Origin of the sequence: Rhodococcus sp. RCBS9 (assembly GCF_029457415.1) — a bacterium.
Classification (GTDB): domain Bacteria; phylum Actinomycetota; class Actinomycetes; order Mycobacteriales; family Mycobacteriaceae; genus Rhodococcus_F; species Rhodococcus_F qingshengii.
On sequence record NZ_CP120422.1, the window covers coordinates 2,831,897 to 2,843,263 of the forward strand.

Genomic DNA, 11,367 nt, shown 5'->3' on the forward strand with positions numbered 1-11,367 from the left:
TAACGAACAATTCAGTGAAAGGTATTGACTCACAGTGAAACTTGCGACCGTCGAATACGAAAAGACTCAGCAGACGGCTCTGGTGACGGGCAGCGGCGAGCAACTGTTGTTACTCGAGCGAGCTCATCATGATGTGACGGGAAAACCGGCTCCAGAACTGGAAACCATGCAAACCATCATCGAAGGTGGTCCGGCGGCACGGGAGACCCTGGATCGGCTCGCAGACGAGCCGCCGGCAAGTGCAATCGTCGACGCAGGTGATGTGCGCTGGATGTCGCCGCTTCCTCAGCCGGTCCAGATCCGAGACTTCGGCTGCTTCATGGATCACTTCCGCAACGCTCGCGCCCGAATTCAAGGGGTCGCACTCGAGGACGTCGAACTGCCGAAGATCCAGTTGGAGCGCCCGCTGTATTACATAGCGAACCGATTGGCGGTGACCGGACACAAATCTGACGTCGTGTGGCCCGAGTACTCGAGCCTGCGCGATTACGAACTCGAATTCGCCTGTGTGCTGGGGCGCGGTGGAACCGACATCTCACGCGCGGATGCCCCTGCGCATATCTTCGGTTACACCATCTTCAACGATTTCAGCGCCCGCGATACTCAGCTCGAGGAGATCTCCACCGGACTCGGTCTCAGTAAGAGCAAGGACTTTTCGAACGCGAATGTCCTCGGGCCCTGGATCGTGACGGCCGACGAAGTCGGTGACCCCTACCAACTCGAGATGACCGCGAGAATCAACGGAGACGAGGTGAGCCGAGGAACCAGCGCCGACATGGACCATCGTTTCGAGGACGTGATTTCGTTCGCTTCGACTTCCACGCGGCTGTACCCGGGTGAAGTCTTCTGTTCCGGCACCGTGCCGAGTGGATGCGGCTTGGAGCACGGGCGGTTCCTGGAACCGGGAGACGTAGTCGAACTCGAGGTCACCGGCCTCGGTGTATTGAGGAATCGAGTGGTGGCGTGAGCGGCGAAGTCATGGTTCTCGGTGTCGGCGCGACTCTCTTCGGGCGGCACGCGGATACCGCGGCCTCGGAATTGGCGGGGCGTGCGGCGATCGATGCCGTCGAAGACGCGGGCCTGACCCGCGGTGACGTCGGTGCGGTCTTCTACGCGACAGTCAGCCAGAAGGCGATCGACCGGCAGCACATGATCCCAGGCCAGATTGCCTTGAGGCCATACGGTTTCGGGGGAGTCCCGGTCGTCAATGTCGAAAATGCCTGCGCCGGCGGCGCGACTGCACTCTGGCTGGCGATCGCCCACGTTCGCGCCGGTCTGTCCGAGGTCGCGTTGGCGGTCGGGGTGGACAAGCTGGTGTGCTCGGATCCGGCTCGAAGTCTGGAGGTGTTCGACGGTGCACTCGACGTTGCGCATCGCGACGAGACGCTCGCGGGCCTTGCTTCGCTGTCCGCTCCGCTGCCGGATGCACTCGGATCGCAGGGTGAGCGGTCGGTGTTCATGGAGATCTACGCTTCTCTTGCCCGGGCGCACATGGAGAGATTCGGAACCACCGAGTTCGAGCTCGCGTCCGTAGCAGCCAAAAATCATGCGCATTCCGTGCACAATCCGCGGTCGCACTTTCGCAAACTCTTCAGCGTCGAAGAGGTGCTTGCCGCAAGGCGAGTCGCGTGGCCTCTGACAGTTCCGATGTGCTCGCCCGTCAGTGACGGTGCAGCGGCGGTCATTGTGACCAGTGCGGACTTTGCTCGAAGGCACGATTCCTCTCGGCGGGCGGCGCAGGTACTCGGTTGCAGCTTGGTGTCAGGCACGGATCGGACCGCAGATGACGTGGAGAGTCACATCGGTCGCCGTGCAGCAATGAGCGCATACGAGGAAGCCGGAGTCGGGCCAGGCGATGTGGATGTGGCAGAGGTCCACGACGCCACGGCCTTCGGTGAAGTGCAGCAGGTCGAGAATCTGGGGTTCTGCCCGATCGGTGAGGGCGGCGCGTGGTCGGCGTCCGGTGCGAGTTCGTTGGGAGGCGTGCGTCCGGTCAATCCGTCAGGTGGGCTCGAGTCCCGTGGTCATCCGGTCTCGGCAACGGGACTGGCGCAGGTCTTCGAACTTGTCACGCAGTTGCGTGGACAAGCAGGGCGGCGACAAGTTCCGGGTGCTCGAATCGCGGTCGCAGAGAACGGCGGAGGTCTCTACGGCATCGAGGAAGCCGTCGCCGCGGTCACGATCTTGGGAGGGCCACGATGAACGCGGACATCATGAACGATGAACCGATGGCGCCAGGCTTGCAGGTGCAAGCGGGATATGCGGATCTGATTCTGTCGGCGCTGCGACGCCGACCAGACCACATCGCGTTTCGATTCACGGATCGGAACGGTGATCGGGCCGAGCTGACATATTGGCAGACTGCGGAACAGATCGAGCGGATTGCAGGTGTCCTCAGTAGCTTCGCTCTGCCGGACGGAGCCGGGGTCGCCCTGCTTGCGGGGCCGTGTCCTGAAGCATTCACGGTCATGGCCGCGGCGTGTCTGGCGGGCGTGCGCTACACGGCACTCCATCCGCTCGCGACCGAAGAGAACGACAGGATGGTGCTGAAAGACAGTGGTACCGATCTCCTGTTGGTTGCCGACGGACAGTTCCAGGTACGCGCCGAAGCGGCACAGACTCGAGTGATGTCACTGTCAGCCCTCGAATCAGCGTGTGAATTGGGTACGGCGGGAATAGGTTCAGGCTTAGGCGGTCAGGGTCGAGCTTTGTATCTCTTCTACACCGGTGGAACCACCGGTGAGCCGAAAGGCGTCATGCTCAGGGACCGATCCTTGGTCGCCAATGCCTGGGCCTGCACCACGTGGGAGTGGCCGGCTGAAACCACCATGCTGCTCACTACGCCGATGTCTCATGCTGCCGGTCTGCTCGTCGCACCCGGTCTGCTGCGAGGTGCAAGCTTCGAGTTGCACAGGTCGTTCGACCCGGACAGAGTTGTCGACGCCATCGAAAATGGCGGAGTCACAGCTACATTCGTGGTTCCCACGATGCTCTATGCCTTACTCGACCATCCACGCCTGTCGGATGCGAATCTGTCTGGGCTGAACTGGATGCTTTACGGTGCTGCACCCATCGACCCCACCAGGCTCGAGCAGGCAGGGGCGGTGTTCGGGCCGATCCTGAGCCAGCATTACGGTCAGGCCGAAGCCCCGAATGCGTTGACGGTACTCGATACACGTGAGCACACGGACGATCCCGCAGTTTTGGGGAGTTGTGGGCGCGCGATGCCAGGTGTCGAAGTGGTGTTGCTTGACGAGCAGGGAAACGAGACGGCGACGGGCGTACCCGGCGAGCTTTGTGTGCGAGGTCCGCTCGTGATGGACGGCTATTGGAACAAACCTGAACAAACCGCTGCAGCGCTCGCGAATGGGTGGTTGCACACCGGCGACGTTGCTCGAATCGACGAAAGTGGGCTCATCTCGATCGTCGACCGCATCAAAGACACGATCATCAGTGGTGGATTCAACGTCTACCCGCGCGAAGTCGAGGACTCACTCGGACATCATCCCGCGGTGGCAGCATGTGCGGTATTCGGTGTCCCCGATTCTCAATGGGGAGAAGCTGTTACCGCCGCAGTCGTACTGAAGACGGGATGGTCGGTCACACCCGATCAACTCATCGCGCACGTGAGATCGCACAAGGGTCCGATCTGGGCGCCCAAGGAGATTTCGATTCTGGAAGCGCTGCCGCTCACTGCTTTGGGGAAGATCGACAAGAAGGCACTCCGTGGCGCGTCACCGACCTAGTGACGCGACAACTGCCCGTGCGAGGGCGTCGGCAGATCCAGGGGCGAATGGCAGAAAGAGTTCGGGCTCGATCAGTTCCACTTCCATGAGCAGTGGCTGATCCACCGGACCCACGACGTCCACACGCGCATAAAGCAATTCGCCGGGGCCGCATGGGGTCGCGGCCAGTGCTGCGTCGGCCACCGCGAGTTCGGCGGCGGACGGTTCGTGGAGGTGGTTGGTTCCGCCGTGAAATTCCTGCACGCGGAAGTCGTGGGCGGCCGGGATCTTCCGGACAGCGTGTGAGTAGCGTCCGCCGATGTGGATGATCGAGCGCTCACCGTCGACGACGTCCGAGACGAATGGCTGGACCAACGCGTCGTTACCGCCGTCGAGGATCGAGCTGAGGTGAGCGTGGGCCTGCTCGGACCCGGCGGCAAACTTTCCCACTCCGACAGCGCCGGCGGACACTGCCGGCTTGACGATGACGTCGGCACCCTCGAACGAAGGGAGGGTGAGTGTTTCGCTCTTTCCGGCAGCGATCACAGCGGTGGGGACGATGGGGACGCCGGCCGCGGCAAGTTCGGTGAGGTATCCCTTGTGTGCGTTCCACTTCACGATCGAGAGTGGATTGGCGATCGGAGCGGTCAGCTGATCGAGAACGGCGAGAAATTCGTCGAGGCGCTGGGTGTAGTCCCAGGTCGACCGGATCAGAACCAGGTCGGCGTCGATATCGAGGAGGGACGGGCTCGACCACGGCGCCATCGTCGACGCGATGCCGTAGGAGGTGAGAGCTTCCATGACGAGTTTGCTTTCGACATCCGCCTCGCGGGCGGCGCCGTCACAGGTGAGCAGGAGAACCGTGGTCATGCCACGATGCTTTCACGGCTGGCGCCTTCTAAGACTAGCGAGGTGGCCCCTCGTCGAGGACCAGCGAACCGGTCCCGGGTTGCCCGGTTGCGTCCACCCACGTCACCGCGACGGTGTCGCCGGGGCGGCGCGAGCTCATCGCCGCGTTGAGATCAGCGGACGACGCGATCCGGCTGCCACCGAACTCGGTGATGACCGCACCTTTGGTCAGCCCCACCCGCTCGGCCGGCGAATCGAAGCTCACGGCAACAACTTCGGCGCCGGCCGGCATGTCCGCGTGATCCTTCACCGCGACACCGAGTACGGGTGTCGGTCCCACACGCACGGTCTCGGAGGAGCGGCCACCGAGTACCTGCTCGACGATCGGTAGTGCGGTGTCGATCGGTATCGCGTAGGACTGAGGCGCCGGTGAGGTTTCGGTGCGGTCGGTGACGGCGTTGCCCGCGCTGCTGACGCCGATCAGCTCGCCAACGGCGTTGACCAGGGGGCCACCGGAATCGCCAGGCCGGATGTCCGCGTCGACCTCGATGAGGCCCTTCAACTGGTTTCGCGATCCGTCGGACACGTTGCGGGTGTTGACGGTGACACCGAGGTTGGTGATGACGCCGGGAGCAGGGACGGGTACTCCGCCGCCTTCCGCATTTCCGATTGCGGTGACGGAGTCCCCGCGAGCGGCTTCTGCTGATTTGCCGACCACAGCCACCGGCAGATCGTCAGCGCCCGCGAGTCGAAGGACGGCAAGATCGCTGACGCTGTCGTACCCGAGGATCTCGGCGTCGTAGATCAGCCCGTTGGACATGCTGACGGCAGTGACGTCCGAAGCTCCGCTGATGACGTGGTGATTCGTGAGCACCACTCCGTCAGGGGAGAGCACGATCCCGGTCCCAGCAGTGGTGGTGAATCCGGCCGGCGCCGTGATGGTGACGATGGTGGGGACCACCCGGGCCGAGAGCTCCTCCGGCGTGAGTGGAACAACCGGCGCGGGTGGGGTGGTCGTGATGACGGTGACCGGTGCGGACTCGATCGTTCCCGGAGTCAGGGGCGGTGCGACCAGCGCGAGACCACCGAGGCCGGCTGCGAGAACGACGGCCGTCCACAGGCCGCGTCTGCTCGCACGTTTGGTCATCCAGCCGTCCGTCCCGCCGGTGTCATGCCATCGAGTCGTGAAAGGTGAAGATTACCGATTCGGCGAATCTTCGGCCACAAAACCGGGCAACATGCCGTCCGCGCGGAGCGTTGCCAGGGACGGCGCGGCAGCGTCCTTTGCGGAGAGCTCGTAGGTCAGAGGGTTGCCCTTACGGTCTGTTCTCGGCCATTCGATCGCGAGTTCCGGATCGAAGGGATCGAGGTCGCGGTCCAGGTGGGGCGAGTATTCGATGCTGCACAGGTACATCACTGTCGATCCGTCTTCGAGTGAAAGGATCGCGTGGCCGAGGCCTTCCTCCAGGAACACCGCTCGTCGATCGACGTCGTCGATCACCACCGCATCCCACTCGCCGAAGGTCGGTGATCCGACGCGCAGGTCTACGACAACGTCGAGGAAGGCACCTTTCACGCAGGTGATGTACTTCGCCTGTCCGGGCGGATTGTCGGTGAAGTGGATCCCGCGGAGGCTACCGGCTTCGGAAACCGAGCAGTTGGCCTGCGCGAGGTCGAGAGTGCGGCCGGTCGCGGCGGTGAAGGCGGAGCTTTTGAACCATTCGAGAAAGACACCGCGGTTGTCGCCGAACTGCTTCGGTGTAATTTCCCAAGCTCCGGCGATCTTCAGTGGACGGATTTCCACGTCACCATTCCTTGCCGTGCTCGAGCAGCTCGAGTAGGTAGTTGCCGTACCCGGATTTTCCCAATGCTTCTGCCTGAGTGCGTAATTGGTCGGAGCTGATGAATCCTTGACGCCACGCAACCTCTTCAGGGGAACCGATCTTGAGGCCTTGGCGGTGTTCGATGGTCCGCACGTAGTTCGCTGCCTCGAGCAGGGAATCGGGTGTGCCGGTGTCGAGCCACGCGGTTCCGCGGGGGAGGACATCGACAGAAAGTTTGCCAGCTTCGAGATAGTGCTGATTGATGTCGCTGATTTCGTATTCGCCACGCGCAGAGGGCTTCAGAGTGCGTGCGATGTCCACGACGTCGCTGTCGTAGAAATAGAGGCCGGGGACTGCGTAATTGGATTTCGGCGACGTCGGCTTTTCCTCGATGGACACGGCGCGACCCGAGTCGTCGAATTCGACGACGCCGTAGGCGGTCGGATTCGAGACCCAGTAAGCGAATACGGCTCCGCCGTCGATGTCGGAGAAACGCCTGAGTTGGGTTCCGAGGCCGGGGCCGTAGAAGATGTTGTCGCCGAGGACGAGCGCCACGGAGTCGGATCCGATGTGCTCTGCGCCGAGGGTGAATGCCGTTGCGAGGCCGTTCGGTTCGTGTTGCACTGCATAGGTGAGGTTGACGCCGAATTGTGAGCCGTCGCCGAGAACCCGGCGGAATTGTTCGGCGTCGTGTGGGGTCGTGATGATCAAGATGTCGCGAATGTCGGCGAGCATGAGAGTGGAGAGCGGGTAGTAGATCATCGGCTTGTCGTAGACAGGCAAGAGTTGCTTGCTCACTCCGAGGGTGATCGGGTGCAACCGCGACCCGGTGCCACCGGCCAGAATGATTCCGCGCATGCGTGCAGTGTCCTGCACTCCTGCCTGCCGACGCAAACGGACATGACACGCCCGGCCGCTAAAGTGGGGTTCGTCCGATGAGCCTGAGGAGATGACGTGCGACTACTGGTCACCGGGGGTGCCGGCTTCATCGGTGCCAATTTCGTTCATCAGACGGTGGCGACGCGTCCCGACGTGGAAGTCACGGTTCTCGACGCTCTGACCTACGCCGGAAATCGCCAGTCCCTGGCGTCCGTCGAGGACCGGATCACGTTTGTCCACGGCGACGTGGCCGACGAGCCGCTGGTCGACGATCTTGTCTCGCGCTCCGACGCAGTCGTGCACTTCGCGGCCGAAAGCCACAACGACAATTCCCTCGCCGACCCCGAACCGTTTTTGCGCACCAACGTCATGGGAACCTTCTCGCTCCTGCAGGCTGTGCGTTCGCACGGGGTCCGTTATCACCACATTTCGACCGACGAGGTGTACGGCGACCTCGAACTGGATGATCCGGCGAAGTTCACGGAGACGACACCGTACAACCCGTCGAGCCCGTACTCCGCGTCCAAGGCGTCGAGTGATCTGTTCGTGCGCGCCTGGGTGCGCTCGTTCGGGATCGCGGCGACCATCTCGAACTGCTCCAACAATTACGGCCCGTACCAGCATGTGGAGAAGTTCATCCCACGCCAGATCACCAATCTGCTCGACGGAGTGCGTCCACGGTTGTACGGGGAAGGCCGCAACGTCCGCGACTGGATTCACGTCGAGGACCACAACCGCGCCGTCTGGGACATTCTGGACCGCGGAAAGTTCGGCGAGACTTATCTGATCGGCGCCGACGGTGAAACCGACAACCGGACGGTGATTGCGGCTCTGCTCGAAATTTTCGGACGCAAGCCGGACGATTTCGACTTCGTCACCGACCGCCCTGGTCACGATCTGCGGTATGCGATCGATTCGACGCGACTGCAGCAGGAGCTCGGGTGGAAGCCGCAGTACCGCGATTTTAGAAGCGGACTGGAAGCCACCGTCGAGTGGTATCGCGACAACGAGCAGTGGTGGCGTCCGCAGAAGGCCGGCGTCGAGACGCAGTATTCCGCGTCCGAGAAAGTGGTCTGACCGAACGTCAGGCTTTGGTGGGGTCCGGCACCCGCGAGCGCTCGTGCACGAGTGCATTGCGCAGGCCTCGTGATCCCGACAGTGCAGCCACGACGCCGGCAAAGACCTCACAGAGGGTGAACAGCAGCCTCGACGCCAGTGCGAGGCCGAGCGCGACGCCGGCATCCATGAACGGTGAAAGCGCTGCGACGATGACGGCTTCGCGGACACCGATTCCGGACGGGACGACAAAGACGAGGACCCCCGCGCACATACCGAGGGCGAGAGCGCCGATGCACTGGACGAGCCCACGGATTTCGAAGCCGGCCGAACTGGACGCGAGCAGCCACAACTGGATGCCGTAGAGCACCCAGCTTGCTGCGCACCAGCCCAACGCGAGCGCAATCTTGTGCATCGTGAGCGGCTTGTGCAGCGGCGTGCGGCGGAGCAGTTTCAGCGCGAGGTTCACCAGGCGTGTGAGCACCGGCGGGTAGGCGCAGACCAATGCGATCGGTACGAGGATGATCACGCCGACCGCTGCCGCCGTGCTGACCTCGAACAGGGCAGGTAGACCGAAGAGGCCGACGACCAGCGCCGAAGTTGTGCTCAACCCCACCGTGACCAGCACTGCGACAAAGCCTGCGGCACGGGACACACCGGCGCGCCTCACGAGTTCCGTTTGCAGAACGAAGGCCCAGACACTGCCGGGAAGGTACTTGCCGAGTTGGCCGACCAGATAAGCGCGAGCGGCGTCGAAGGCCGGAATCGGTTGTTCGAGGGCGCCGAGTGCGTGTTGCCAGGCCCGCACTGCGGCACCCATACCGAGGAAGATGAACACCGACGAGGCGGCAAGCGTCCACCAGTTCAGCTCGATGATCGTGTTCTTGACCTCGGACCATTGGGACTTCACCGCGAAGATGATCGCGACGACGATCGCGAGGGTGACGAGGACCTTGAATCCGTTGACGAGAAGGCCGCGTAGAGCGTTCGGCTCTGCGGCCGGTTCGACGTCTTCGACCGGTTGTTCAGATTCGGGAGAGGTACTCACGCGCCTGCATCCCGCCCGTTCGTCATTTCGCAGACGATACCAACCAGGATTTGTCTCGCTAAACCACGAGCGGTTTGTCGGCGCGTTCCCGCCACCAGGTGAAGGCCTCCGACAGCGAGTCCGGAATGGCCGGTGACGTGCCGAAGCTTCCCGCGGCGTACACGGCTTCGATCGCGGCGATGTCCTCCTCCGCGATTCCCGACCGACTCATTCCGACCCGGTTGACACCGTGCAACGACACCGGGTTGCCGAAGGCCTTGGAGAAGGGCGGGACGTCCTTGACCACGACGGTTCCCATGCCGATCATGGATCCGGAGCCGACGACGCGTCGTTGGTGCGCGACAGTGTGCATGCCCAGGTTGACGCCGTCTCCGACGCTGACGTGCCCGGCAAGCGTCGTACCGGAGGACACGACGCAGCGGTCACCGATCTGCACGTCGTGCTCGATTCCCACTCTGTTCATCACGAAGCAGTCTTCGCCGATTTCGGTGCGGCGTTCGCTTCCCTGATGGACTGTGCTCAATTCGCGAATCGTCGTTCGAGCACCGATTCGAATTCCCAGACCGGCGCTGACGGACCAGGACGTCGGATGTAACGCGCCGAGGATCTCGGGGGGAGCTCCCAAGACCGCTCCCGAGCCGATCCAGCAGTCGTCGCCGATCTCGAGTGGGCCCGTGAGTACCGCGTTCGGTCCGATCGTGACTCCCGCCCCGATCAGTACGTCGGCGCCGATCACGGCGGTCGGATGGATGTGGCAGTCGGCTCGTTCAGACATGCAGGTTCCGGAATCCTCTCGAAGTATCGAATCGTGTTTCGATACGCTTCCTGGGTTGTCGGGGTATTTCGTTCCGACGACGGTCGGATGAATCTATCGGAGGTAACTCAGTGATCGCGATATCCAGTATCTCGTTCGGGGAAGAAGTCGAGCGCGAGGTGCTGGACACTCTGCGATCGGGAATCGTCGCGCAGGGACCCAAGGTGAAGCGGCTCGAGGACGAGTTCGCGGCGCTGGTGGGCACGCGACACGCGGTGGCGGTGAACAACGGCACTACGGCGTTGATCGCGGCTCTCCAGGTCCAGGATCTTCAGCCAGGTGACGAGGTTTTGACCACGCCGTTCACGTTCGTGGCCACGCTCAATGCGATTCTCGAGGCAGGCGCGACGGCGCGGTTCGCCGATATCTCCGAGTCCGATTTCAACATCGACCCGGCAGTCGCTGCCGATCGAATCGGTGACCGCACGAAGGTGCTGATGCCGGTTCATCTGTACGGACAGTCGGCGGACATGGGCGCATTGATGCCGCTGGCATCGAAAAACGGTCTGACTGTCGTCGAGGACGCAGCTCAGGCCCACGGAGCGACGTACGACGGGCGAGGCGCCGGCAGTTTCGGTGTGGGTTGCTTCTCGTTCTATGCAACGAAGAACCTCACGACCGCCGAGGGCGGAATGATCACGACCGACGACGACGCGATCGCCGATCGACTTCGGGTCCTGCGCAACCAGGGCATGCGGGCGCGCTACCAGTACGAGATGGTCGGCCAGAACTACCGGATGACTGACCTCCAGGCGAGCTTGGCTCTGCCCCAGATGGCGACGTACATGCAGCAGGTCGAGGCGCGCCGCCGGAATGCGGAGGCCTTGCGTGTCGGCCTGAAGGACGTCGAAGGACTGATCCTGCCGAGCGAACTGTCCGGTCGTGGACATGTCTGGCATCAGTTCACCTTGCTGCTGGCCGAAGACGCACCGATCACTCGCGACCAGTTGAGTGAGCGTCTGGCCGCGAAGGACATCGGTAGCGGCATCTATTACCCGAAGGCCGTCTACGACTACGAGTGCTACCGCGAACATCCGCGCGTCGTCATCGACGAGACGCCGGTGGCCACTTCGGTCGCGTCGCGGTGCCTGAGCATCCCCGTCCACGCTGCGTTGTCCGCCGGCGACGTCGATCAGATCGTTGCCGCGGTTCGCGGCGCCATGGAGGCCTGAA

11 protein-coding genes are annotated in these 11,367 nt (G+C 62.9%); 5 read left to right on the forward strand and 6 right to left on the reverse strand.

The window, feature by feature from the left end; all coding sequences use genetic code 11:
• The first annotated feature begins 34 nt into the window (after positions 1-34).
• From P0M12_RS13345 to P0M12_RS13355, 3 genes are read left to right on the forward strand one after another with little or no spacing between them, the layout of a single operon-like run.
• A complete protein-coding gene (locus P0M12_RS13345) occupies positions 35-967 on the forward strand; it encodes a fumarylacetoacetate hydrolase family protein (RefSeq protein WP_030535808.1) in 933 nt (310 codons plus the stop codon).
• On the forward strand, positions 964-2,202 hold the full coding sequence (locus P0M12_RS13350) for a thiolase family protein (RefSeq protein ID WP_030535807.1): 1,239 nt from the start codon (positions 964-966) through the stop codon (positions 2,200-2,202). The genes P0M12_RS13345 and P0M12_RS13350 overlap by 4 nt, the downstream gene beginning before the upstream one ends.
• The gene (locus P0M12_RS13355) at positions 2,199-3,746 is read left to right on the forward strand and encodes an AMP-binding protein (protein WP_058038043.1); all 1,548 of its coding nucleotides are present in this window, start codon (positions 2,199-2,201) and stop codon (positions 3,744-3,746) included. The genes P0M12_RS13350 and P0M12_RS13355 overlap by 4 nt, the downstream gene beginning before the upstream one ends.
• Here the strand turns inward: P0M12_RS13355 and P0M12_RS13360 are convergent.
• The 4 genes from P0M12_RS13360 to rfbA are packed head-to-tail and all read right to left on the reverse strand — an operon-like array spanning position 3,735 to position 7,255.
• The gene (locus P0M12_RS13360) at positions 3,735-4,595 is read right to left on the reverse strand and encodes a hypothetical protein (protein ID WP_256520252.1); all 861 of its coding nucleotides are present in this window, start codon (positions 4,593-4,595) and stop codon (positions 3,735-3,737) included. The genes P0M12_RS13355 and P0M12_RS13360 overlap by 12 nt on opposite strands.
• 34 nt (positions 4,596-4,629) lie before the next feature.
• Positions 4,630-5,721, reverse strand: coding sequence for a trypsin-like peptidase domain-containing protein (locus P0M12_RS13365; RefSeq protein ID WP_003943984.1), 1,092 nt, complete (start codon positions 5,719-5,721; stop codon positions 4,630-4,632).
• A 51-nt stretch (positions 5,722-5,772) separates the two neighbouring features.
• Positions 5,773-6,378, reverse strand: a complete 606-nt coding sequence (gene rfbC, locus P0M12_RS13370; RefSeq protein WP_042921219.1) for a dTDP-4-dehydrorhamnose 3,5-epimerase — start codon at positions 6,376-6,378, stop codon at positions 5,773-5,775.
• 1 nt (position 6,379) lies between these two features.
• Entirely contained in the window at positions 6,380-7,255 is an 876-nt protein-coding gene (rfbA, locus tag P0M12_RS13375; RefSeq protein WP_003943968.1) for a glucose-1-phosphate thymidylyltransferase RfbA, read from the reverse strand.
• 96 nt (positions 7,256-7,351) lie between these two features.
• On the opposite strand from rfbA, the gene rfbB reads away from it, so the two are divergent.
• A complete protein-coding gene (gene rfbB / locus P0M12_RS13380) occupies positions 7,352-8,353 on the forward strand; it encodes a dTDP-glucose 4,6-dehydratase (protein WP_073513410.1) in 1,002 nt (333 codons plus the stop codon).
• Between the two features lie 7 nt (positions 8,354-8,360).
• On the opposite strand, the gene P0M12_RS13385 is transcribed toward rfbB, so the two are convergent.
• Together P0M12_RS13385 and P0M12_RS13390 are read right to left on the reverse strand one after the other, a co-directional pair.
• Positions 8,361-9,380: a lysylphosphatidylglycerol synthase transmembrane domain-containing protein gene (locus P0M12_RS13385; RefSeq protein ID WP_256520253.1), complete on the reverse strand. Its 1,020-nt coding sequence runs from the start codon at positions 9,378-9,380 to the stop codon at positions 8,361-8,363.
• A gap of 58 nt (positions 9,381-9,438) precedes the next feature.
• Positions 9,439-10,155 carry a DapH/DapD/GlmU-related protein gene (locus tag P0M12_RS13390; protein ID WP_058038038.1) on the reverse strand — a complete coding sequence of 239 codons (717 nt, stop codon included), beginning with the start codon at positions 10,153-10,155 and terminating at the stop codon, positions 9,439-9,441.
• A 110-nt stretch (positions 10,156-10,265) separates the two neighbouring features.
• Between P0M12_RS13390 and P0M12_RS13395 the strand changes: the two genes are divergently transcribed.
• Complete coding sequence (locus P0M12_RS13395; RefSeq protein WP_042950324.1) at positions 10,266-11,366, forward strand: DegT/DnrJ/EryC1/StrS family aminotransferase; 1,101 nt, start codon at positions 10,266-10,268, stop codon at positions 11,364-11,366.
• Position 11,367 lies beyond the last annotated feature (1 nt).